25 protein-coding genes are annotated in these 22029 nt (G+C 41.4%); 8 read left to right on the top strand and 17 right to left on the bottom strand.

Going from position 1 to position 22029, the window contains the following annotated elements:
* Positions 1–74 precede the first annotated feature (74 nt).
* From FAY30_RS16330 to spoIIM, 7 genes are all read right to left on the bottom strand, one after another.
* On the bottom strand, positions 75–1379 hold the full coding sequence (locus FAY30_RS16330; RefSeq protein ID WP_149870861.1) for a pyrimidine-nucleoside phosphorylase: 1305 nt from the start codon (positions 1377–1379) through the stop codon (positions 75–77).
* 33 nt (positions 1380–1412) lie between these two features.
* On the bottom strand, positions 1413–2234 hold the full coding sequence (locus FAY30_RS16335) for a purine-nucleoside phosphorylase (RefSeq protein ID WP_149870862.1): 822 nt from the start codon (positions 2232–2234) through the stop codon (positions 1413–1415).
* A gap of 12 nt (positions 2235–2246) precedes the next feature.
* Positions 2247–3431 (bottom strand): phosphopentomutase, encoded by a 1185-nt coding sequence (gene deoB / locus FAY30_RS16340; RefSeq protein WP_149870863.1) that lies wholly within the window; start codon positions 3429–3431, stop codon positions 2247–2249.
* 198 nt (positions 3432–3629) lie between these two features.
* On the bottom strand, positions 3630–4523 hold the full coding sequence (xerD, locus tag FAY30_RS16345) for a site-specific tyrosine recombinase XerD (protein WP_149870864.1): 894 nt from the start codon (positions 4521–4523) through the stop codon (positions 3630–3632).
* A 5-nt stretch (positions 4524–4528) separates the two neighbouring features.
* Positions 4529–4756 (bottom strand): YqzK family protein, encoded by a 228-nt coding sequence (locus FAY30_RS16350; protein ID WP_149870865.1) that lies wholly within the window; start codon positions 4754–4756, stop codon positions 4529–4531.
* A gap of 145 nt (positions 4757–4901) precedes the next feature.
* Positions 4902–5360 carry a ferric iron uptake transcriptional regulator gene (locus FAY30_RS16355; protein WP_149870866.1) on the bottom strand — a complete coding sequence of 153 codons (459 nt, stop codon included), beginning with the start codon at positions 5358–5360 and terminating at the stop codon, positions 4902–4904.
* A gap of 111 nt (positions 5361–5471) precedes the next feature.
* Positions 5472–6116, bottom strand: a complete 645-nt coding sequence (spoIIM, locus tag FAY30_RS16360; RefSeq protein ID WP_149870867.1) for a stage II sporulation protein M — start codon at positions 6114–6116, stop codon at positions 5472–5474.
* A gap of 212 nt (positions 6117–6328) precedes the next feature.
* On the opposite strand from spoIIM, the gene FAY30_RS16365 reads away from it, so the two are divergent.
* Positions 6329–7690 carry an IS1182 family transposase gene (locus FAY30_RS16365; RefSeq protein ID WP_149870868.1) on the top strand — a complete coding sequence of 454 codons (1362 nt, stop codon included), beginning with the start codon at positions 6329–6331 and terminating at the stop codon, positions 7688–7690.
* A 139-nt stretch (positions 7691–7829) separates the two neighbouring features.
* Here the strand turns inward: FAY30_RS16365 and FAY30_RS16370 are convergent, their stop codons facing one another.
* Both FAY30_RS16370 and FAY30_RS16375 read right to left on the bottom strand, forming a co-directional pair.
* Positions 7830–8996, bottom strand: coding sequence for an endonuclease Q family protein (locus FAY30_RS16370; RefSeq protein WP_149870869.1), 1167 nt, complete (start codon positions 8994–8996; stop codon positions 7830–7832).
* A 2-nt stretch (positions 8997–8998) separates the two neighbouring features.
* The gene (locus tag FAY30_RS16375; RefSeq protein ID WP_149870870.1) at positions 8999–9547 is read right to left on the bottom strand and encodes an NUDIX hydrolase; all 549 of its coding nucleotides are present in this window, start codon (positions 9545–9547) and stop codon (positions 8999–9001) included.
* A gap of 71 nt (positions 9548–9618) precedes the next feature.
* Here FAY30_RS16375 and mciZ point away from each other — a divergent pair, with 71 nt between their 5' ends.
* Together mciZ and FAY30_RS16385 are read left to right on the top strand one after the other, a co-directional pair.
* Positions 9619–9750 (top strand): Z-ring formation inhibitor MciZ, encoded by a 132-nt coding sequence (gene mciZ, locus FAY30_RS16380; protein ID WP_149870871.1) that lies wholly within the window; start codon positions 9619–9621, stop codon positions 9748–9750.
* 65 nt (positions 9751–9815) lie between these two features.
* Positions 9816–10727 (top strand): aldo/keto reductase, encoded by a 912-nt coding sequence (locus tag FAY30_RS16385; protein ID WP_149870872.1) that lies wholly within the window; start codon positions 9816–9818, stop codon positions 10725–10727.
* A gap of 27 nt (positions 10728–10754) precedes the next feature.
* On the opposite strand, the gene FAY30_RS16390 is transcribed toward FAY30_RS16385, so the two are convergent.
* From FAY30_RS16390 to FAY30_RS16405, 4 genes are all read right to left on the bottom strand, one after another.
* A complete protein-coding gene (locus FAY30_RS16390) occupies positions 10755–11009 on the bottom strand; it encodes a YqkE family protein (RefSeq protein WP_149870873.1) in 255 nt (84 codons plus the stop codon).
* Positions 11010–11115: 106 nt separating this feature from the next.
* Complete coding sequence (locus tag FAY30_RS16395) at positions 11116–11784, bottom strand: 3-oxoacid CoA-transferase subunit B (RefSeq protein WP_149870874.1); 669 nt, start codon at positions 11782–11784, stop codon at positions 11116–11118.
* A gap of 21 nt (positions 11785–11805) precedes the next feature.
* Positions 11806–12495, bottom strand: coding sequence for a CoA transferase subunit A (locus FAY30_RS16400; RefSeq protein WP_149870875.1), 690 nt, complete (start codon positions 12493–12495; stop codon positions 11806–11808).
* A 26-nt stretch (positions 12496–12521) separates the two neighbouring features.
* Positions 12522–13709 carry an acetyl-CoA C-acetyltransferase gene (locus FAY30_RS16405; RefSeq protein WP_149870876.1) on the bottom strand — a complete coding sequence of 396 codons (1188 nt, stop codon included), beginning with the start codon at positions 13707–13709 and terminating at the stop codon, positions 12522–12524.
* Between the two features lie 149 nt (positions 13710–13858).
* On the opposite strand from FAY30_RS16405, the gene FAY30_RS16410 reads away from it, so the two are divergent.
* From FAY30_RS16410 to FAY30_RS16415, 3 genes are all read left to right on the top strand, one after another.
* Positions 13859–14761: a hydroxymethylglutaryl-CoA lyase gene (locus FAY30_RS16410; protein ID WP_411675499.1), complete on the top strand. Its 903-nt coding sequence runs from the start codon at positions 13859–13861 to the stop codon at positions 14759–14761.
* 80 nt (positions 14762–14841) lie between these two features.
* Positions 14842–14982, top strand: coding sequence for a hypothetical protein (locus FAY30_RS27235; protein ID WP_007084956.1), 141 nt, complete (start codon positions 14842–14844; stop codon positions 14980–14982).
* A gap of 143 nt (positions 14983–15125) precedes the next feature.
* The gene (locus FAY30_RS16415; RefSeq protein WP_149870878.1) at positions 15126–16040 is read left to right on the top strand and encodes an alpha/beta hydrolase; all 915 of its coding nucleotides are present in this window, start codon (positions 15126–15128) and stop codon (positions 16038–16040) included.
* Between the two features lie 20 nt (positions 16041–16060).
* Here the strand turns inward: FAY30_RS16415 and FAY30_RS16420 are convergent, their stop codons facing one another.
* Positions 16061–16393 carry an iron-sulfur cluster biosynthesis family protein gene (locus FAY30_RS16420; RefSeq protein ID WP_149870879.1) on the bottom strand — a complete coding sequence of 111 codons (333 nt, stop codon included), beginning with the start codon at positions 16391–16393 and terminating at the stop codon, positions 16061–16063.
* A gap of 148 nt (positions 16394–16541) precedes the next feature.
* On the opposite strand from FAY30_RS16420, the gene FAY30_RS16425 reads away from it, so the two are divergent.
* Entirely contained in the window at positions 16542–16745 is a 204-nt protein-coding gene (locus tag FAY30_RS16425; RefSeq protein ID WP_149870880.1) for a CDGSH iron-sulfur domain-containing protein, read from the top strand.
* Between the two features lie 36 nt (positions 16746–16781).
* Here FAY30_RS16425 and FAY30_RS16430 read toward each other — a convergent pair whose 3' ends face one another.
* Positions 16782–17117: a YolD-like family protein gene (locus FAY30_RS16430; RefSeq protein WP_149870881.1), complete on the bottom strand. Its 336-nt coding sequence runs from the start codon at positions 17115–17117 to the stop codon at positions 16782–16784.
* 21 nt (positions 17118–17138) lie between these two features.
* Complete coding sequence (locus tag FAY30_RS16435; protein ID WP_149870882.1) at positions 17139–18398, bottom strand: Y-family DNA polymerase; 1260 nt, start codon at positions 18396–18398, stop codon at positions 17139–17141.
* A 145-nt stretch (positions 18399–18543) separates the two neighbouring features.
* Here FAY30_RS16435 and FAY30_RS16440 point away from each other — a divergent pair, with 145 nt between their 5' ends.
* Positions 18544–18735, top strand: a complete 192-nt coding sequence (locus FAY30_RS16440) for a YqzH family protein (protein WP_149870883.1) — start codon at positions 18544–18546, stop codon at positions 18733–18735.
* Positions 18736–18805: 70 nt separating this feature from the next.
* Here the strand turns inward: FAY30_RS16440 and FAY30_RS16445 are convergent, their stop codons facing one another.
* On the bottom strand, positions 18806–21988 hold the full coding sequence (locus FAY30_RS16445) for a DEAD/DEAH box helicase (protein WP_149870884.1): 3183 nt from the start codon (positions 21986–21988) through the stop codon (positions 18806–18808).
* Positions 21989–22029 lie beyond the last annotated feature (41 nt).

Here is a 22029-nt window from a genome sequence, read left to right on the forward strand (position 1 = left end):
GGTGTCAGGCACCATGTGAATTTTTCACATGGTGCCTGACACCCTTTATTACCCTTCTATAGGGATTATTGTGTTTACTCTGTTATTTCTCCGTGAATAAGAATTGGTGCGTCTACTTTTGTGTTTGAGGTCTTGATATTTTCGTAAAGCTTTTGTTTTACTTCTTCTACATTTTCAAAGTTGCTGTAGATTGTAACGAGTGATTCGCCTTTTTTCACTTGGTCGCCGATTTTCTTTCTTAGTACAAGGCCTACAGCAAGGTCTATAACAGATTCCTTCGTTGCTCTTCCAGCACCTAACAACATCGCGGCAGTTCCAACCTCGTCTGCAACGATTTCGGCTACATAACCGTCTTCCTTCGCCTCAAGTTCAAAGATATATTTAGCTTGTGGCATTTTAGATGGATCATCGACAATCGCAGCGTCGCCGCCCTGAGAACTTAAAAATACTTTTAATTTTTCAAGGGCAGAACCATCCTTAATCACATTTTCAAGCATTGTACGTGCTTCTGCCAGGGTGTCAGCTTTTTCTGCAAGGTAAACCATGTGGCTGCCTAGTGTTAAACAAAGCTCTGTTAGATCCTCAGGTCCTTCACCTTTTAGGGTATCAATCGCTTCCTTCACTTCCAAAGCATTTCCGATAGCAAACCCAAGCGGCTGACTCATATCGGAAATAACAGCCATTGTTCTTCTGCCAACATTATTCCCAATTCGGACCATTGCTTTTGCTAATTCTCGTGAATCATCAAGCGTCTTCATGAAGGCCCCAGCACCCGTTTTAACATCAAGAACAATCGCATCCGCGCCTGCAGCAATCTTTTTACTCATTATAGAGCTTGCAATAAGTGGAATGCTATCAACGGTTGCCGTTACATCTCTTAGTGCATAAAGCTTTTTATCGGCAGGTGTTAAGTTACCGCTTTGCCCAATTACTGCAATCTTATTTTTATTCACTAATTCAATGAATTCATTATTTTCAATTTCAACGTGGAAGCCTTTAACCGCCTCTAATTTATCAATTGTTCCGCCAGTATGGCCTAATCCGCGGCCAGACATTTTCGCAACCGGAACTCCAAGTGCGGCAACAAGAGGTCCCAGAACTAGCGTTGTGGTGTCTCCTACGCCCCCTGTAGAGTGCTTATCCACTTTAATACCTTCAACTTGTGATAGATCAATCTTATCACCAGATTCAACCATCGCCATCGTTAAGTCTGCTCTTTCATTTTCAGTCATTCCACTAAAAAAGATTGCCATTGTTAAGGCGCTCAGTTGATAATCCGGAATCGAACCGTCCGTATAACCCTTGATAATAAAATTAATCTCTTCGGTTGTTAATTCAAATCCATCTCTTTTTTTCTCGATTAAGTCAACCATTCTCATTCTTATCACCACTTTGTTTAATTTATTGCCACGTTATTTCGCGATATTCTTCACAATTTCTTTTACATATGAAAGGAAATCAGCTTTCACTCTTTCAGTCGTCTCGATTACCTCGTCATGGGTTAGCGGCTGATCAAGGATTCCGGCAGCCATATTTGAGATGCAGGAAATTCCTAAAACCTTTATCCCACTATGACGGGCAACAATTACCTCAGGTACAGTGGACATTCCAACCGCATCACCGCCCATAACTCGGACCATTCGAATTTCTGCCGGCGTTTCATAAACAGGTCCAGTATTTCCAAAATAGACCCCTTCTTGAACTTTAATGTTTAAACGTTCCGCGATTTCTTTCGCTATAGCACGTAAATCTTTTGAATATGCTTCAGACATATCAGGGAATCTGACACCTAGATTTGAATCATTCGGTCCGATTAATGGATTTGTCCCCATATTATTAATATGGTCTGTAATAATCATTAAATCTCCCGCCGAAAAGCTCTCATTCACACCGCCTGCCGCATTAGTAACAATTAGCATCTCTACACCCAATTCTTTCATAACACGAACCGGGAATGTCACTTTATCCATGCTGTAACCTTCATAAAAATGAAACCGACCTTGCATTGCGACAACTTCCACACCATTTAGCATTCCAAACACTAATTGCCCCGCATGACCTTCTACTGTAGAAACAGGAAAATCAGGAATTTCATTATAAGGTATTTTTACCGGATTTGTGATTTCATCCGCAAGAACACCTAATCCAGATCCTAAAATAAGACCGATCCTTGACGTTTTTGGATATTTCTCTTTTAAAAAGTGAGCTGCATTTTGGATATTCTCAAAATTCACTTTCTTACCCCCTTATTTCAATTCATTCAAAAAACTTTTTCCATATTTAGGCATTTTTACTTTAAAGTTTTCAGCAACAGTCGCTCCAAGGTCAGCAAATGTCTCTCGTAAAGGCAGTTCTTTTCCTTCCACTATCCTTTTTGAATAAACAAGTAACGGTACATATTCACGTGTATGGTCTGTACCTGGGGCAACAGGGTCATTCCCATGGTCTGCAGTAATCAATAATAAATCATCTTCTTTTAGCTTTGCAAACACTTCCGGCAGACGGGCATCGTATTCTTCAAGTGCATTACCATAGCCTTCCGGGTCACGGCGGTGACCATATAAAGCATCAAAATCTACTAAATTTAAAAAGCTGATTCCTGTGAAATCCATATCCAAGGTTTCGACCAGCTTATCCATACCATCCATATTAGAAACCGTTCTGAGTGATTTCGTAACGCCTTCTCCGTCATAAATATCAGAAATTTTACCAATGGCGATTACATCGAAACCCGCGTCCTTTAATTCACTCATTACCGTACGGTCAAAGGGTTTTAATGCATAATCATGACGGTTTGGTGTCCGTTTAAAGTTCCCGGGCTCTCCTAAGAATGGACGGGCAATGATACGGCCAACCATATATTTTTCATCAAGTGTCAGTTCTCGCGCAATTTTGCAAATGTTATAAAGTTCTTCAAGTGGGACAATTTCTTCATGTGCAGCAATTTGCAGAACGGAATCTGCTGATGTATACACAATCAATGCCCCGGTTTTCATATGTTCTTCTCCAAGTTCATCTAAAATAGCTGTCCCGCTTGCAGGCTTATTGCCAATTACTTTCCGGCCTGTACGTTTTTCTAATTCAGACGTGAGTTCTTCCGGAAAGCCTTCAGGAAATACACGGAAAGGTGTCTGAATATTCAAACCCATAATTTCCCAGTGACCAGTCATTGTATCTTTCCCGTTAGATGCTTCCATCATTTTTGTATAAAACGCTAGTGGCTTTGCTGCTTTTTCAATCCCTTTAATTTCGCGGATATTACTTAATCCTAATTTTGCCATATTCGGCATCTTAAGACCGTTCATCCTTTCAGCTATATGGCCAAAGGTATCTGCACCTTTGTCACCAAATTTTTCTGCATCAGGAGCCTCCCCAATGCCGACTGAATCCATTACGACAATAAAAATACGTTTATATGTATTTGCAGCCATACGATTTTTCCTCCTTTTTACACTGAAACCGTTTACAACTAATATGTTGCCCCTTGTGAATTAGGATTATAATTTTCTTATTCGCTTACATTTGTCAGAAGTCTGACATCTATATTGTACTAAATGATTTCAAAATTACAAGAAAAACCACCAAAATTTTCGGTGGTTTTTTGACATTTATGTGAATCTATCATTCTATTATGCTCGCGGATGAAATTTACTATAAACATCTTTTAGCTTTGTTTTCGAAACGTTTGAATATATTTGTGTTGTGGAAATATCTGCATGCCCTAGCATTTCTTGAACCGCCTTTAAGTCTGCACCATTTTCCAACAAATGTGTGGCAAAGGAGTGGCGCAGAGTATGCGGGGTGAGTTCTTTAGTTATACCAGCTTTTATTGCTAACTTTTTTAATATTTTCCAAAACCCTTGTCTTGTTAACCGATGACCTTGATGGTTTAAAAATAAGGCATTGTCATGGTGTTTTGCTGTAACAAAATGAGGTCTGCTATGTTCTAAATAATGTCCGATTGCCTCTGTTGCCGTTCTTCCGATTGGAATAATTCGCTCCTTATTTCCCTGTCCAATACAACGGACAAATCCCATTGTGAGATGGATGTGTTCAAGATCAAGTCCAATTAGTTCACTTACACGGATCCCCGTTGCGTAAAGAAGTTCTAGCATTGCCTTGTCTCTCATCCCAAAATGATCATGCAGGTTTGGGGCATCTAATAGAATCTCCACTTCCTGTAAACTTAATACCTTGGGCTGCGCTCTTTCTAGCTTCGGTGTTTCTAGTAGTACGGACGGGTCTTGGTCTGCCGCCTTATCTCTCAATAAAAACTGATGAAAAGCCCGAACCGAGGCAATATGCCTTGCCAATGTTTTGGTTGATTTTCCCTGATCCTTTAAAAAAGCCAAAAAGTGGATAATATGAACACGTTGTACTTCATTTAATAATTGAATGGATTCTATATTTTTTAAATATTGAAGATAACTTTTTAAGTCACGTTCGTACGAAACTATTGTATTCTTTGCCAGCGCTTTTTCAACTGTCAGGTAATACATAAAATTTTTTAATTGATCTTCCATCTCATTTACTCCCCATTTAAATAAAAAAACATCAGCCGATCTAAAATAGAAGAACTGTCTTCCTTCACTGCGTTTGAAACCTTTAACGCAGCTCCCTCAGGTTCATCATAGCGATGATAATTTTGGTATTCTTCAGATACCCACATGATACCATAATAAAAGAGTATCGTGCACCCAGTGAATATTATAAAAACCTTTAAGGTTTGCAGCACCACTTTAATAAAAGAAATCATCCTACTTCCCCCAATTTACGAGTATCTACTAAAAGGTATGCCAAATTGTACAGGTTTTATACCTAATAATCGGTATTAGGGGGAAATTATTAAAAATCGGAGAGAATTGAAAAAAGCCCTTTCAGTGAAAAGGACCCTGTGTTTTTTATTCAGCTTTATCATTTTCTTTATCTTGACAACGGTAGCAGATTCCATGAAATGTTAGTCGATGGTCTTTTATTTTAAAATTCCATCTGCGCTCTACCACGGCTTCCACATCTTCAAGTAAATCTTCCTGAATTTCATCAACAGCACCACATTCAATACAAACGAGATGATGGTGAAAATGGGCTGCCCCTTCTTGACGCAGATCATAACGGGAAACACCATCACCAAAATTTATTTTATCGACAATTTTTAATTCCGTTAGCAGCTCTAATGTTCGATAAACAGTTGCTAAACCAATCTCAGGCGATTTTTCTTTTACGAGGAGGTACACATCTTCCGCACTTAAATGATCCTCTTCATTTTCTAGTAAAACTCGAACGGTTGCTTCACGTTGGGGTGTTAATTTATAGCTTGCTGAATGCAGCTGTTTCTTTATTCTTTCGATTCTAGTTTCCATCTTGAAGGCCCTCCCTCGCCACTGTTAATTCTCATTATAACAGATGACAAAAGAGATTCAAAATAAAATTATTATAAACAAGGGTTTATACTTATTATCATTTAATAATTTTTATAAACCAGTCGAACTCATTATAGTTTTCATTAACCATGGTGATAAGTAAGCTTCAATCCCAGATGCAGCGGATATAAAAATGACTGCTGCAAGTAAGGAAAATATATATCTTTTGAAAAAAGGCATAATGGGTTGTGCATATTTCTTCATAAACTGCCTTTTTATCATTCTTAGTGAAAATATGACCGATAATGCTGCCATCATAATAAACACGGGAATGATAATCATGTTTTGTGGCAGAATCGAAGCGAAGGCTAGCAAAAAGCCCTTCCAGCCCATCTGACTGACAAGAAAGCCAACTGTAAATCCGACAACCATTCCTTTAATAAATAAGAGAATGAGAATGACGGGCAGGCCAATAATGGATATTCCGAGAATCCACATTAGGCCAATAAACTTGCTGTTGTGGAAAAAGCTTTGCAAAAACAAATCATTGTCTTCCGCCACTTTACCGTCAGAAACTTGGCCAAAAAATTGTGATAAATAATAGAATAAATCTTCCTTCTGCGTAATGCTCATACTATTAACCACAATAGCCCCAAAGATTACGCCCATTAAAAATAAAACAACAATAAATAAAAAAATTGAGGAATGCTCACGGAAATAACTAGCGGCATCTGACTGGTATAATCGTTTTTTCATCTGCTTTTTCCTCCTATTATTCTCGGTTCAGTTATTACATTCTATGCCAGTCTAGTTATTCTATGACCTACTTTTAATAGATTCCGTAAAAGAAAATCAAAAAAGGGCCAAGGCCCTTCAGACTGTAGACAAATCCCCCATTTTTGGGGGATTTGCCTACAGTTTTTTTTGTATAATGAAGATACTACTAATTTTGTAAGGTGATGAAGAAAATGCTAACGAAAAATACTCAGATGAATCGGGATCAATTAGAAATGATAACCCTTGAACAGTTAGTTCCGGTGAACCATTTGGTCCGAAAAGTGGAAGCTGCTATAGATTTTTCATTTATTTATCCTCTTGTTCAAGAGATGTACTCTGCTGAACGAGGACGTCCAAGTATCGATCCTGTTGTATTAATTAAGATGGCATTTATTCAATATATGTTCGGTATTCGCTCGATGCGAAAAACAATAGAAGAAATTGAAACGAACCTAGCTTATCGTTGGTTTCTTGGGTATGGATTCCATGATAAGGTGCCTCACTTCTCTACTTTCGGTAAAAACTATGAACGCCGTTTTAAGGATACAGACTTATTTGAACAGATATTTTACAGAATTCTAAAGCAGGCAGCCGAAAAGAAATTGGTAAGTAGCGAACATGTTTTTATTGATTCTACGCACGTGAAGGCAAGTGCCAATAAGCGTAAATTTGAGAAAAAGGTAGTTCGTAAGGAAACGAAAGCGTATCAAGAACGTCTCCAACAAGAAATCAATTGTGATCGTGAAGAACATGGGAAAAAGCCTTTCCCACCTGACAAATTTGAAAAGGAAGAAACGAAGGAGATCAAGGAAAGTACCACGGACCCAGAAAGTGGGTATTACGTGAAGGACGAACGGACGAAGCAGTTTGCCTATTCTTTTCATGCGGCTGCTGATAAAAATGGCTTTGTCTTAGGCGCAATTGTCACCCCTGGTAATGTTCATGATAGTACAATGTTGGAGCCTCTTCTTGAAAAAGTCATAGGAAACTCAGGGAAACCTGTTGCTGTTGCTGCTGACGCTGGATACAAAACACCTGCTATTGCTCAATACTTAATTGGAAATGAGATTCGTCCTGCTTTACCTTATACACGCCCTCGTACCAAAGAAGGTTATTTGAAAAAAAATGATTTTGTTTATGATGAACACTATGATTGCTACCTTTGTCCGGGAGGACAGGAGTTGAAATATAGCACGACAACGAAGGAAGGATACCGGCAGTATTTTTCAAATCCGGTTCAGTGTAAAGAATGCCCGTTTTTATCCCAATGTACGCAAAGTAAAAACCATCAAAAGCTAATTCAACGGCATGTTTGGGAAGCGTACCTTGAGGAAGCTGAACACCTTCGGCATACAGACGAAAATAAAATAATCTACACACGACGCAAGGAAACGATTGAACGTGTTTTTGCAGACGCGAAAGAGAAGCATGGGATGCGATGGACAACTTTAAGGGGACTTAAAAAATTGTCTATGCAGGCGATGCTTACTTTTGCTGCCATGAATTTAAAGAAGATGGCAAACTGGACTTGGGTTAATCCAACAATGGCATAAAAAACGACCCCGGAGGGGTCTTGTACAAAGAAAAATTGAGCAAAAAATACTTAAAAATGACAAAAGGCACCCGAATAGACTTATTCGGAATGCCTTTTGTCGACAATCTGAAGGGCCAAGGCCCTTTTTTGATTTTCTTTTATTGATCTGCAATTTTTCCGTATTTTCCGCCGCCTCCGGCTGCCAGGTTTACTTTACCTTCCCTAGCTTTCATAATAAGATTGGCAATTTTTTCTGGTACAACTTCTTTCAAACCCTCAAATGGTACTTCGTGTAAAATCGCCATTTCACTGCCAAAGTGATTGACAAGCTTCTCAAGTAACTTTGGTCCCAAGCCCGGAATAAACTCCAGCGGTACTTGATGAACATATGGCGGCCTGTCTTCTCGGCCTTTCTTTGCTGTTTTTAGTTCGAGAATCCGGTCGGCTACCCCTTTTATAATCTTTTTATTTCCACACAGGTTGCAAATTTGATCATCATCAGCAACGGGGTTTAAACATTCAGCACAAACAGTTTTGTGATATTTACCAAGATAGGGATCAAGGCCATAATTGGCTACAACTTTCCGTCCGTCTTCTCCCTTTAATGCCTTTTGTAATTCAAGGAATGTTGGTTCCTGCATCGCCATTACTTGATACTCACGGGCAATTTTTGCAAGTGAGTGGGCATCTGAATTTGTTACAAATGTATAGTCATGTAATTCTTTTATTTGGTCTGCCATTTCGGTATTTGAACTTAGTCCAAGTTCAATCCCATCAATCAAGCTTGGGTCAAGCACCTCTGTAAGAGACTGATTGACCCCTTTCCCATATAAACTTTTAAATGGTGTGAATACATGGGCAGGAATGAAGATACCACCTAGGTCTTTTACTTTTTTTTGCAAAACAAGACCTGTTACGTAAATCCTTTGTGAACTCAACTGAATATTCTTCAAATGGGCCGATAGCCATGAGGAAAACTCCCGCATGATGGACAGATTCGGAAAATAACAAAGTAAATGAATCGGTCCGTTACATCCTTCATCGTATATTTCCAATTCGGAACCAGGAATTACAGTTAAATCTCCAAATACTAATCCGCCATCTGGATGTTCCACGATTTCGCCGCTTTTGATCAGGCTTTCCATTTCGAGAATTACTTCTGGAGAATGGCTGTCGATGATTCCAACCATATTGAGCCCTTTTTCGTGCCGGGCGTGCTCAATGATGTTCGTAAACGTCAGCGACTTGGCTCCTGTGATTTTGACTGGCTTACCTGTCCAAGTTCTTCCGATGTGAATATGTAAATCTACATAGTAGCGATTCATTTTTATTTCAACGCCTCTTGTAATTGTAAGTATTGAACAGCATAGATGGTTTTTGCATCATAAATCTTTTGTTCTTTTACATATTGGAAGGCCTCTTCAAGTGTTAATTCTTCAAGATTGACAAATTCATCTTCATCAAGACTCGCTGCATTTTCTTTTTTCTTAAGACCTTTGGCTAAATAGACATGGACGATTTCGTCTGCAAATCCCGGGGATGTGTAAAAGGATGTAAGCAATTCAAGGCTTTTACACTCGTATCCTGTCTCTTCTTCCAGTTCTCTACGGGCACAAACCTCCGGCTCCTCTCCTTTCTCAAGTTTACCTGCAGGGATTTCCACAATCGTTCGTTCTAATGCTTTTCGATATTGTTCAACCACTACAATCTTATTATCATTTGTAATAGCTAAAATCGCGACAGCCCCAGGATGTTTAATAATTTCACGTTTTGCCTGTTTACCATTTGGCAGCTCGACATCCTGCAAATAAAGACTGACTATTTTTCCTGAAAAGATTTCTTCGCTTCTCAGCGTTTTTTCCTCAAGTTTGGTCATCACTGTCTCTCCTGTTCTTTCCGATTAGATCTCGTCATACATTTTACCATACTTTAATTGGAGGGGTATGGATGAAAGTAGTGGTGCATGAAAAGGGAATCATCCTTGTCGGCAAGGGATGGGAAATCCTGCAAAAACTAAAAGAATATAATAAGGAATATAATTCTGTAACCGATTGGATCCAAAGTATCACCAAAAAATAAGGCCTAGTGTTTGTAGTCTGCCCCAAACTTGACTAAAATTGTAGGAAAAGAACGGGGGGATTTTTTTGAAAAAGAGACAACTTGGGAATTCGGATTTGTATGTGAGTGAATTAGGACTTGGCTGTATGTCGATTGGTACGGAAGAGGCGGCTGCACGGCGAATCATTGAAGCAGCCCTTGAAGAGGGAATTAATTATTTCGATACCGCCGATTTATATGATTTTGGTGTAAATGAAAAAATCGTCGGACAGACATTAAGGGATGTCCGTGAACAGGTCATTATTGCAACGAAGGTTGGGAACCGCTGGAATGATGAACGGACCAGCTGGTCTTGGGACCCTTCTAAGAAATATATTAAGGAAGCAGTAAAAAACAGCCTGAAACGACTTGGGACTGACTATATTGACCTTTATCAATTACATGGAGGAACGATTGAAGACCAGGTTGACGAAACAATTGAAGCATTTGAAGAATTGAAAACAGAAGGTTTTATTCGATATTATGGGATTTCATCCATTCGCCCAAATGTGATAAAAGAATTTGTAGAAAAATCTAGTATCGTATCTGTAATGATGCAATATAGCATCCTCGACCGGCGTCCTGAGGAAGTGGCATTACCGCTGCTTCATGAACATGGCATTAGTGTTGTGACCCGTGGGCCGCTTGCTAAGGGACTATTAAGTGATAAGCTGTTAGATAAGGCTTCTGAAAAGGGTTACCTCGACTATAATTTTGAGGAGTTGCAGGCGGTTCTACCATTGGTAAAAGAAAAAGTGGCAGCTTCACGTTCGTTTACGGAAGTAGCTCTTCAGTATAATTTGGCCAATCCTGCAGTTGCTTCTGTGCTTGCCGGCGCTAGCAGCCCGGAACAGATAAAAAGGAACGCCGCGGCAGTCCGAAGCCAGCCGCTTTCATTTGAAGAAGTGGCAATCATAAAAGAGTTGACGAAGGCAAGTATCTATCAGCAACATCGTTAAAAAAAGGGGAGCTTACTGCTCTCCTTTTTACTTAAACTCTTTCCAGTTCATCCCGCTCTCGTTTAACAGTTCTTCAAACGATTTGTTTTTTTCTTTTAATTTGCGTTCTGCTCTCTTTCGCTCTTCTTCCGCTGCTTTTCTTTTCTCCTCTTCTGCTTTCAACTGATCCTGCTGTTCTTTTAGCTGTTTCATTAAGTTTGGATCAATTAAATCTTTAAGCGTTACCGCTGAATCGTCTTTTTTTGGTTTAGATTGATTAGTTTGTCTCTTTTGCTTTTTCATTCTAAACGCCTCCATAATCAAAAATCTCGTTTCTATTATACCATTTCACTTATTCGTTTCGACATTAAAAAGAGGCAGACTGTCTTAGTTCAGCCTGCCCTTACTATTAGAAAGCGTCTAATTTTACATTTTCGTCCACTTGCAATCCCGCTTCTGTCGAATTGACGACATCCTTTACTGTAAATCCACTGGCAACTTCTACTAATTTCAGTCCAGAATCCGTCACATCCATGACTGCACGCTCAGTGATAATCCGATTGACTACCCCTTTTCCCGTCAACGGCAAGGTGCACTGTTTTAAGATTTTTGATTCGCCTTTTTTATTCACATGCTCCATAATCACAATGATTTTCCGAGCTCCATGGACAAGATCCATCGCCCCGCCCATTCCTTTTATCATTTTTCCTGGAATCATCCAGTTTGCCAAGTCTCCAGTTTCGGATACCTCCATGCCGCCAAGAATGGCTAGATTAACATGACCGCCGCGAATCATTGCAAACGATTCAGCACTGTCAAAATAAGCGGCTCCGCTAATGGCGGTTACTGTTTCTTTCCCGGCATTAATTAAATCAGGATCGACTTCATCTTTATGTGGATACGGTCCAATACCGAGCAGTCCGTTTTCCGATTGCAAGACGACCTGCTTATTTTCCGTTATATAGTTAGCAACAAGGGTTGGCATTCCTATGCCCAGATTCACATAAAAGCCATTCTCTATTTCTTTCTCTGCTCTAATAGCAATTCTTTCTCTAACTGTGGCTTTATCATTTGTCATCAATTTGTCACATCCCCCGCTTTAATTTTTTACTGTTAATCGCTCAATGCGTTTTTCTTGCGCCCCTTCGACCATTGCTTGAACATAGATGCTTGGTGTATGAATAAAATTAGGATCCAGCTCGCCGATTTCATAGAGTGTTTCCACTTCCGCAATTGTTACTTTCCCTGCCGCGGCAATCATCGGATTAAAGTTTCTTGCTGTTTTGTGGTAAACGAGATTTCCCATCTTATCGCCTTTCCATGCCCTTACTAAACTGAAGTCGGCCGTCAGCGCCTCTTCTAAAAGATATTCTCGTCCGTTAATCGTTTTTGTTTCCTTTCCTTCGGCAATCGGTGTTCCTACCCCTGCGGGTGTATAGAATGCCGGAATTCCAGCCCCACCAGCCCTGATTTTTTCGGCTAAAGTACCTTGAGGCGTTAATTCTACTTCAAGTTCTCCTGATAAAACCTGTCTTTCAAACTCTTTATTTTCACCCACATATGAGCCAATCATTTTTTTTATTTGTTTATTGTTTAAGAGGAGCCCTAAACCCCACTCATCAATTCCGCAGTTATTAGAAATAACGGTTAACTCCTTCACGCCTTTTTCGGCTAATGCCAGAATTAAGTTTTCCGGAATCCCGCACAAACCAAAGCCGCCGACCATTAATGTCGCTCCATCATGAATATCAGCAACTGCCTCCTGGAAGGATGTACAAATTTTCTTCATTTCTTCTTCCTCCTCAACATAAGGTTTTACGCCAGTTCAACTATCGTTGCAACCCCTTGGCCCCCGCCAATACAAAGAGTAGCCAGCCCCGTATGTGCCCTCCTTCGTTTCATCTCATGAATTAAGGTAACCAGGATTCTCGCTCCGCTTGCTCCGATTGGATGGCCTATCGCAATGGCGCCCCCATTCACATTCAGGATATCTTTATTAAACTGAAGCTCTCGCTCCACTGCTAACGACTGTGCTGCAAAAGCCTCGTTGGCTTCAATTAAGTTTATGTCTTCCATTGAAACAGATGCCTTCTCAAGCGCCTTTCTCACTGCCGGTACCGGCCCGATTCCCATGATACTAGGGTCCACTCCCGCACTAGCGTTCGATTTGATCGTCACTAAAGGTTTCAACCCCAGTTCATCGGCCTTTTTCTTACTCATAACGACCAGTGCAGCTGCTCCATCGTTAATTCCAGAAGCATTACCGGCGGTTACAGTGCCATCTTTTTTAAATGCAGGACGCAATCCGGCCAACTTTTCTGCCGTTGTTCCCCGCTTAGGATATTCATCCATTTCAAAAATAATTGGCTCCCCTTTCCGCTGCGGGATCACAACGGGAACGATTTCATCTTTAAATTTTCCGGCTTCAATCGCCTGAACTGCCTTCTCTTGGCTCCAGGCAGAAAATTCATCTTGTTCCGCTCTAGTAATTAAATATTTTTCCGCCAGGTTTTCAGCTGTAATTCCCATATGATAATCATTGAACACACATGTGAGTCCGTCTGAAGTAAGCGTGTCGACTAATTTTTGGTCACCCATTTTAAAGCCGTCGCGGGCATTTTTTAATAAATAGGGTGCCTGACTCATATTTTCCATTCCGCCTGCTACGACAATTTCAGCATCTCCCGCCAGAATGGCTTGTGTGGCAAGATGCACGGCTTTTAACCCCGAACCGCAAACCTTATTAATCGTCATCGAGGAAACGCTTTCAGGAATCCCCGCTTTAAAAGCCGCCTGCCTTGCCGGATTTTGTCCAATTCCTGCTTGAAGTACATTACCCATAATTACTTCATCGACTTGTTCCGGCTTTACCCCGGCCTGCTCAAGTGCCCCTTTAATGACTGTCCCGCCTAACTCAGGTGCGGAAACAGTTTTTAGCGTACCATTAAAATTACCAAGTGCAGTTCGAACAGCACTGACAATAACTACCTCTGTTTGGCCCATTACGTCTCTCTCCCCTTCAACCTTTTTACCATTATTACTTCTATTGAAAACACAGAAAGTCCTCTTAATTTGTCAAAATTTCTATTATTCTTGATTTTTTGAAATTAATCCCACTACAATGAAAGTATGATGAATGGAGGGGGAAAATGATGTTTACTTTACCTAAAAAGGTGACGATTATCGAAGTAGGCCCGCGTGATGGACTGCAAAACGAGAAATTATTTGTTCCAACAGATACCAAAAAACAATTTATTGCCGGTTTGCGGGATGCCGGGCTGCAAGAAATAGAACTGACTTCATTCGTTTCACCGAAATGGGTGCCGCAGATGGGGGATGCTGCGGAAATTGTCACCGACTGCCTTAATACAGATGCAAGGGACATTGTCTTAGCTCCTAACCGTAAAGGAATTGACCGTGTCTATTCCACCAATTGTCAAGCTGTTGCCGTTTTTGTCGGTGTCAGCAACAGCTTTAATCTTAAAAATATAAACAAAACAACACAAGATAGTCTGATAGAACTAAAGCCGATTATCCATGAACTAAAAGAAAAAAATTATTTTGTCCGCGCCTGCATTTCGACTGCGTTTTATTGTCCTTATGAGGGAAAAATCAATGAAAGTGATACATTAGCGCTTTGCCGCGAATTTGTTGAGGCGGGCGTCGATGAATTAAGCGTGGCTGATACCATTGGAATGGCAGCACCAAATGAAGCCTTTTCTTTGTTTTCTAAATTAAAACAGGAATTTACATCGACGCTTTTAACAGCCCATTTCCATGACACACGCAGGCTTGCCCTTGCAAATATTTTAGCTTCTCTTCAGGCGGGAATCGACCGCTTAGATACATCTGCCGGCGGACTTGGCGGCTGTCCATTTGCACCCGGTGCCAGCGGAAATGCTGCTACAGAGGATGTGGTTTACATGCTTGAGCGGATGGGTATTGAAACCGGTGTCGATCTTACCAAACTGATAAAGGCAATTAATGTTGTTCGGCCTCATCTTTCACGCGAGATTGAAACCAGCTATTATCGACTTCATTCACAAACCGTATAGATTAAGATTCTTTTATGAATAATCAGTCTTCCAGTAATCCATCTTATTAAATGAGACCAGCATGAAGGGAGACTACGACAATGAGCCAAAAGCGGGATAAAGGGAACAGTCAAAGCGGGAAAAATTATGCAGATACAGCAGGCGGAGGCAAGCGGATGATTGCCGCCGAGGAACTAGAAAAGGCATTGCATCCAACCAAACGACAAAACTCAGAGCAATAAATCAGAAAAGCGCAAGCGCACTGGAAAATACTCAAAGCCGCTCATTGGTTTCCGCGGCTTTTTTCATGTTATGATTTAATTGTGGCCCGGATATCTCGGGGTACATATCGTATAAATAATCATTATTCGGGAGGTGCTCCTTATTGAAAAAGGCATTTCGAGCACTGTTTGTTTTGTTGTTTTTCTGGCTATCTCTTGCTTTGTACTTTACTAACCGGTTGATGTATATGAAAAAGAAGGATGAGGATTTGATTTTACAACGGGAAAAGGAATCCGGCAGGTATAATCCCGATGAATTTGAATCACTGCCAAAGCGGGATGTTGATATTCCTTCCCCTTTTGGTTATATGATCAAGGCGGTTCTTGTCGAGCCGCATGTGACGAACCGCTATATCGTTATTTCTCACGGTGTGACGGAGACGAAGATTAATTCAATTAAATATGCGAACCTTTTCTTGGAGCGCGGGTTTAATGCCGTAATTTACGACCATCGCCGCCACGGGGAATCCGGCGGTAAAACGACTAGCTTCGGCCACTATGAAAAATTCGACTTAAAGACAGTCGTTGATTGGCTTAAAAAAGAAAAAGGACCTGAATTGGAACTGGGAATTCACGGGGAATCGATGGGCGCCGCTACGATGCTGCTATATGCCGGCCTCCTTGAGGACGGGGCTGATTTTTATATCGCCGACTGCCCTTTCTCTGATTTTAAGGAACAGCTTGCCTATCTGATAAAAAAAGACTTCAAGCTAATCCCCGGACTTTTACTTCCGGTTGGCGATGCTCTTTTGCGCCTCCGGGACAAATATTCGATTCGAAATGTCTCGCCGATTTCTGTCATTGAAAATATTGAACATCCAGTCCTATTTATCCATAGCCGGAAAGATGATTTTATTTTGCCTTCGATGTCAAAGGATTTATTTGAACAAAAAAAGGGTCCCAAAATGCTTTATATTGCTGAAAATGGCCGGCACGCCCAATCCTTTAATGAAAACCGCAGCGATTATGAACGGGTCATTGACGAATTTTTGCAGAAATATGTTGAATTACCTAGTTAAAAAACAGACTGTCCATTGGATCAGTCTGTTTTTTCCTTAAGTATAAAGCTCATATGTCCATTTAATATTTGCTGTGGACTTTTTAATTGAAAGCAATTGGTGCTTTGCGAGAAATCGATCTTCATTTCTTCATCAAAGAAAACCATTTTTGAATTTTCTACGTACACGGTTTTGTCGTTTGTTTCAATAGCAATATCGGTTTTATCCAATTCTTGAACAAACCACAAGGCCACTACACCGTTTACGGCACAGCCGCATCCATCGGTATCGTATTTTAATTTCAGATAGCCTTCTCGGCCTTCAACTCTCGCATTTATTTTTTCAGCTGCGGCTTCTGTAATGATAATTTCCATGTTCAAAGCTCCCCTCACTAGGCATATGATGATTGTAGCACAGTTTTTTTAGGACGCTTATTTTTTTGCTTGCAGCCTTTTGTTTGCATTTTCCTGTAATTCCAGTTAATCTCAAAGTTAATCCGAACAATTTTAAAGGGGTGCTTTTATGTCAAAGGTTCAAATCAAAGTAAATGATAATGGTTCACTTCGAATTTCCGGTGATGTGGAATTATTAGATGGGGAAGGCAATGTATACACAACCAAACCATCGTTTTCTCTTTGCCGGTGTGGTCTGTCTAAAAATAAACCGTTTTGCGATGGCTCTCATAAAGGGAATTTTGAATCCCAGGTTCGCGTGCCAACAGAGTAGGAGTAAGAGAAGCGGCTTCCAATTGGGGCCGCTCTTTTATTGATCGGCTATCCGGATATCAGCAATCGCATCAATCGAAATTCGGTGCACTTCTTCAAAGCGATCAACGACATGAAGCCTTTGCGTCAGTTCGTCCCAGTAATGGATTTTGCCGATTACGATTTCATAATTCCGATTCCGGTAATGGGTAATCGTGACAAACTGATTAAACTCAATCGCTTCAGATAGTGTCTCGTTCATGAGTTCCAGCTGCTGTTCATCCATTTCCCGTTTCTGTTCATAGCCATCTTCCTTTACCCAATCCCTGAGCAGTTTCACGTGCTCAGGAAGCATCATCGACGTCCATTTGATTCTCCCGCGGTCGCGAATCATGCGTCTCTCCTTCTTTCTTCGTTACATTTTATGTCCGCCAACGAGTGTTGCCCGGTGTTTAGCAGTTCCGGCAGCTGTATAAGATACAGCGCGCAATAGGGAACCTGAGCCGAAGCGTTTGCGGACAGCATCTACTACATAACCAAGCTCCCGCCTCTTATAAGCCCCCATGTCAAATAGATCGAGCTGCAGCTCATGGTCATCAACAATATTACTGATGGCAATCGAAATCTGCCGCACTGTTTTTCCAGAATAATGTTCATGAAACAATTCAAGGCAGACGTGGTAAAGCTCCATCGTCACATTTGTTGGCTGCTGGATGGTTCTGGAACGGTGAAAGCCGCCGCCAAATTCATCTTGACTGTAACCAACCCCAAGACTAATAGTTCTTCCAGCCTTACGATGTGTCCGCGCTCTTCGGGCGACTTCCTCACACATTTCTAAAATAACCGTCTTAATTTCTGCTTCTTCTTTATAGTCCCTTAAGAGAATTTGGCTTTTTCCAAAGCTGATTTGTCCTTGGATAATTGGCGCCCCTAGGTCAGAAAGGTCCACTCCCCAGGCATGGTAATAAAGCTGATTTCCCATAATGCCGAATTTCTTTTCCAGCGTTTCTAAATCGTAGCGGGCCAGCTGACCAACAGTGAAAATACCCATGCCATTTAATGTTTTTTCAACGCGCCTGCCAATTCCCCACATTTCCCTGAGCGGAGACACGTTCCAAAGCTTTGTCCCGACATCTTCATACGTCCACTCAGCTACTCCTTTTTTCTTGGCATCCAGATCAAGGCAAAGCTTTGAGAGTAACATGTTAGGGCCAATACCAACGGCACATGGCAGCTGAAACTCCCGCTCAATATCATCTCTTATTTTTTGGGCAATCGTGTGGGCATCGCCCCACAGATGCAGAGCACCATCCACTTTTATAAAGCTTTCATCAACGCTGTATGTGTGAATGGCTTCTTTTGGTACATAGCGGTTAAACACACGGGAAATTTCTGTTGCAATCCGTAAATAGGTTGCCATTTTAGGCTCCTCTATTCGAATACGCGGATCTTTGGGAATCTCAAACAAGCGGGAGCCTGTTTTGATGCCAAATTCCTTTTTTAGCCGTGGTGAAGCTGCGAGCACGACGCTTCCTTGCCGCTCCTTGTTGCCGGCCACCGCCAAATAGCAAGTTAAAGGATCAAGGCCTTCTATGACAGCAGCACAGCTTGCATAGAAGCTCTTCATGTCCACGCATAAAATTTTATTTTTCGGTAATGCGCTATAATCGACCATGACTTTTCCCCCCCAACTCAAATATCGAACATTCGTTCTTTATTATCATATTCATATTTTAAGCGAATATGCGTTCGTATTCAATGGAATTTTCTTGCAGGATTTCGATTGGAGAAAACGATATAATGATTGATGAGGTGTGTCGATGGAGAAAAAGCTTGTGGTAAAAATGATTAAGAACTGCTTTAGACAGTACTATGAGGGTGATTCCGTGCCGATTGGCGATAGTGATTTAGAAAAACTGACTGGGCGGATTTTTCAAGTAAAAGAGGAAGATCCAACTGCGGATTTATTTGAGATAGTAAATGATGCCGTGTATGAATTTTTGGCAGACTAACTGCCATATTGTAGGTTCATGAGGACAAAAATCGTGCCGCAAGCTTGGTTTCAGTCCTCATGAATGCTTTTTAAGTCAGTATTTCCCGGATATCCTCTTCCGTAAGACTAGAAGTCCCACGCTCCTCGGAATCGATCATTTCTTCAATCAGGTTTCTCTTTTTATCCTGCAGTTCGCTGATTTTCTCTTCGATGGTGCCGCGAGTAATGAGCTTGATGACTTGGACGACATTTTTTTGACCGATGCGGTGTGCCCGGTCAGCGGCCTGCTCCTCAACGGCGGGATTCCACCAGAGGTCATATAAGATGACCGTATCCGCTCCCGTCAAATTAAGTCCAGTCCCTCCTGCCTTCAAAGAAATTAAAAAGAAATCACGTTCCCCTTCATTAAAACGATTGCAGATTTTCAATCGTTCTTCAGCTGGAGTTCCCCCATCCAGATAGAAAAAGGGAAGCCCTTTCAACGCTAAACTTCTCCCGATCAGCTCAAGCATTTTTGTAAACTGAGAGAAAATTAACACTCTGCGTCCAGACATCCTAGACTCCTCTGCAATCCTAAGCAGCATTTCAAATTTCGCAGAGCCGCCTTGATACCCATCCACAAACAATGCCGGATGGCAGCAAATCTGCCGTAAGCGAGTCAAACCAGCGAGAATTTTTATCCGATTTTTCCGAATCGTATCTTTATCGAGATGCTTCAACGTATCCTCCCTGAGCTTTGCCAGATAAGCGGCATATAGTTTCTTTTGTTCAGGAAGCAACTCTGCTGTCTCGATGAACTCTAATTTTTCCGGAAGTTCGGAGGCCACATCCTCCTTCATTCTGCGCAGCAAAAAGGGGCGGGCTCTACGGGCGATTTTCTTCCGTGTTAGATTGCTAAATTCCTTTAACCCCCTAAATAATTCAGGAAACACCACGTGAAAAATAGACCACAGTTCTTCTGAAGAATTCTCTATCGGCGTGCCGGTAAGGGCAAAGCGGTGAGCGGCTTGCAATCTTTTTACAGCCCTGGCGGTTTGGGTCACTGGGTTCTTAAAAGCTTGGGCCTCATCGAAAAATACAGCATGAAAGGTTTGTTTCTGATACCATTTAATATCCCGACGCAACAACGGATAGGAGGTGATCATCACATCTATTTCCACTGCCTCTCCCCGAATCCGTTGCCGCTCCGCTTGATTGCCATCCACAACAACCGCCTCAATCTCCGGTGCAAATTTCATCAGTTCACTTAGCCAGTTATAGGATAAGGAGGACGGGCAAACAACTAGAACCGGCTGCTTCTTTTCCCGAATCACAGCTAACTCTGATAAAATAAATGCAATACTTTGCAGCGTTTTACCAAGACCCATATCATCGGCAAGAATACCGCCAAACCCGTAATAGGCAAGTGTCTTTATCCATCGGAAACCTCGTTTTTGATAATCACGCAAAACCGAATCGAGACTCACTGGCACCTCGAAATGCAAATGCTCGGGATGGCGGAGATGATCAAGAAATTGACGGAATGAATCCTCTACGATGAGTACTTGACTATCATCAACTGAATCGAGCAGAGGAAGCCCTTGCATAATCGAGACCACCAAGCTGTCTTCCTGCTCTTTCTTTTGTGCAGGAATCGTCTGTAAGAACCGCTGGATGTCCTGAAACTCTCTTGATTCTAATGAAAGAAGCGCACCGTTTCGAAGACGATAATATTTTCTTTTCTCCTCAAGCGCCCGCAGAACTTCTTTAATTTGCTGTCCCGAAACTCCATCCAGCTCAAATTTAAATTCCAGCCAGTTTGTTCGTTCTTTCTTCAACCTCACTCTTATTGACGGAGGGGCAGATTCGCGAAAAATCCGATTTCGTACGGCTGTCGTCGCATAAATTTGCACCAATTTTTGAAGCTTCGGGACAACATGATAAAGAAATTCATATTCCAACCCTTCATTGTGCAAAAAATAACCGCCTTCAGTCTTTGAAAAGGAACTTTCCTCCATCCATTGCAGAATTTTGTTCTCCTTCTCTTCATCCCTGATAATCCTTGAACCGGCAAAAATGCTCCTGTCCTCCAATGGATTGACGATAATATTATCGTAGTGAAATTCCAGACCGGCAAGCAGACGATTTTTAACCCGATCCAAGTACAATTTGGCAACAAGAGGTGTTTTCATAAATTCTCTTGCAAGAGCCTGCGATAATTGAACATGACCTAATTTTTTTAAACCCGGAATTACTTTTTCAAAAAAGTGTTTTAATTGCTCTGAAGGAATGGATATTTGATTCGCCCCTGAAGCATTCAGCATCTGTTTAAGATCCGCCAGCCGCTGGCAATCCTCGGTTTTCATTCTGATAATTTTTCCGGCTGATACAACCGATGCATATGAATCTAATATAATCATACGGGACAACCCTTTGACCTTTAACAAATAGTTATTGCCTTCAGCTTCTGTAAAGTCAAACTGCAAAGGAGGCAGTTCTTCCGTTACGGTGAAACCGTCAAAAATATCGCCATCGTATTCTATCCTCACCCTAGGAGCCCTGGCAAGCAAGGGCTCGAGATGTTTCCAAGAAGACGGAGGAATCAGGAGCAGTTCCTTACTAGCAGGTATGTTCGATTGCGTGTTCTGATTATCCTGAACGATTTGGATGAGATGTTGAATCACGGCATCCGCATCTTTTTGGAAACAGTGGAGGCTCGGATTATACAACAGCGGGCTTGGATGACCCTCTGTTACACTTCCAAGGAAGCTCCTAATATTTTCCACCTTTGTTTGTCCGATCATCAGCTCCATCCCAAACATGTGGAATCCCTCTTCTATCATAATTGGTTTACAGACAAATACGGCATCAAGCACTTTTCTATTTTCAAAGTGAAGCTGATGGCCGCTTGAGCGTTTTGGCTGATGATTGAAAATGTTCAGCAAACCTGCAGCCAGATTTGAGTCGTTAGTTATCGGTTCTGTGGTAAATCCGGGCGGTGTGGTTCCGTTACGTTGAAAATCGTCAATTGCGAGTAGAACAGCGGCAATATGCTGACAATCCTTTTGAAAAGAAGCAAGCTTAGGGCAGCTGCACCTTGACTGAAATCCATTTTCTTCTTTCCTTTCAATCACAACATGGAAATCTTCCGTTCCCACTACCGTTGCTTTACACAAGTCAGAATCATAATGTTCGAATGTTACTTTATTCGCACGGTAAAATGCCTCCCCTTGTTTGAAGGAGACAGTCCCGCATAATTCCTTAATCATCTTTTGAGTTAATCTGAAATTCAAATAACTGACTCCTTTCCGAAGATGTTATCTACAACACAAAA

The sequence above is a fragment of the Bacillus sp. S3 genome (assembly GCF_005154805.1).
Taxonomy (GTDB): domain Bacteria; phylum Bacillota; class Bacilli; order Bacillales; family Cytobacillaceae; genus Neobacillus.

Excerpts from the sequence above, each read along its gene's own strand:
- FAY30_RS16330 (WP_149870861.1), bottom strand. The coding sequence starts at position 1,379 with ATGAGAATGGTTGACTTAATCGAGAAAAAAAGAGATGGATTTGAATTA.
- deoB (WP_149870863.1), bottom strand. The coding sequence starts at position 3,431 with ATGGCTGCAAATACATATAAACGTATTTTTATTGTCGTAATGGATTCA.
- xerD (WP_149870864.1), bottom strand. The coding sequence starts at position 4,523 with ATGGAAGATCAATTAAAAAATTTTATGTATTACCTGACAGTTGAAAAA.
- FAY30_RS16350 (WP_149870865.1), bottom strand. The coding sequence starts at position 4,756 with ATGATTTCTTTTATTAAAGTGGTGCTGCAAACCTTAAAGGTTTTTATA.
- FAY30_RS16355 (WP_149870866.1), bottom strand. The coding sequence starts at position 5,360 with ATGGAAACTAGAATCGAAAGAATAAAGAAACAGCTGCATTCAGCAAGC.
- spoIIM (WP_149870867.1), bottom strand. The coding sequence starts at position 6,116 with ATGAAAAAACGATTATACCAGTCAGATGCCGCTAGTTATTTCCGTGAG.
- FAY30_RS16365 (WP_149870868.1), top strand. The coding sequence starts at position 6,329 with ATGCTAACGAAAAATACTCAGATGAATCGGGATCAATTAGAAATGATA.
- FAY30_RS16370 (WP_149870869.1), bottom strand. The coding sequence starts at position 8,996 with ATGAATCGCTACTATGTAGATTTACATATTCACATCGGAAGAACTTGG.
- FAY30_RS16375 (WP_149870870.1), bottom strand. The coding sequence starts at position 9,547 with ATGACCAAACTTGAGGAAAAAACGCTGAGAAGCGAAGAAATCTTTTCA.
- mciZ (WP_149870871.1), top strand. The coding sequence starts at position 9,619 with ATGAAAGTAGTGGTGCATGAAAAGGGAATCATCCTTGTCGGCAAGGGA.
- FAY30_RS16390 (WP_149870873.1), bottom strand. The coding sequence starts at position 11,009 with ATGAAAAAGCAAAAGAGACAAACTAATCAATCTAAACCAAAAAAAGAC.
- FAY30_RS16395 (WP_149870874.1), bottom strand. The coding sequence starts at position 11,784 with ATGACAAATGATAAAGCCACAGTTAGAGAAAGAATTGCTATTAGAGCA.
- FAY30_RS16400 (WP_149870875.1), bottom strand. The coding sequence starts at position 12,495 with ATGAAGAAAATTTGTACATCCTTCCAGGAGGCAGTTGCTGATATTCAT.
- FAY30_RS16405 (WP_149870876.1), bottom strand. The coding sequence starts at position 13,709 with ATGGGCCAAACAGAGGTAGTTATTGTCAGTGCTGTTCGAACTGCACTT.
- FAY30_RS16410 (WP_411675499.1), top strand. The coding sequence starts at position 13,859 with ATGTTTACTTTACCTAAAAAGGTGACGATTATCGAAGTAGGCCCGCGT.
- FAY30_RS27235 (WP_007084956.1), top strand. The coding sequence starts at position 14,842 with ATGAGCCAAAAGCGGGATAAAGGGAACAGTCAAAGCGGGAAAAATTAT.
- FAY30_RS16420 (WP_149870879.1), bottom strand. The coding sequence starts at position 16,393 with ATGGAAATTATCATTACAGAAGCCGCAGCTGAAAAAATAAATGCGAGA.
- FAY30_RS16425 (WP_149870880.1), top strand. The coding sequence starts at position 16,542 with ATGTCAAAGGTTCAAATCAAAGTAAATGATAATGGTTCACTTCGAATT.
- FAY30_RS16430 (WP_149870881.1), bottom strand. The coding sequence starts at position 17,117 with ATGATTCGCGACCGCGGGAGAATCAAATGGACGTCGATGATGCTTCCT.
- FAY30_RS16435 (WP_149870882.1), bottom strand. The coding sequence starts at position 18,398 with ATGGTCGATTATAGCGCATTACCGAAAAATAAAATTTTATGCGTGGAC.
- FAY30_RS16440 (WP_149870883.1), top strand. The coding sequence starts at position 18,544 with ATGGAGAAAAAGCTTGTGGTAAAAATGATTAAGAACTGCTTTAGACAG.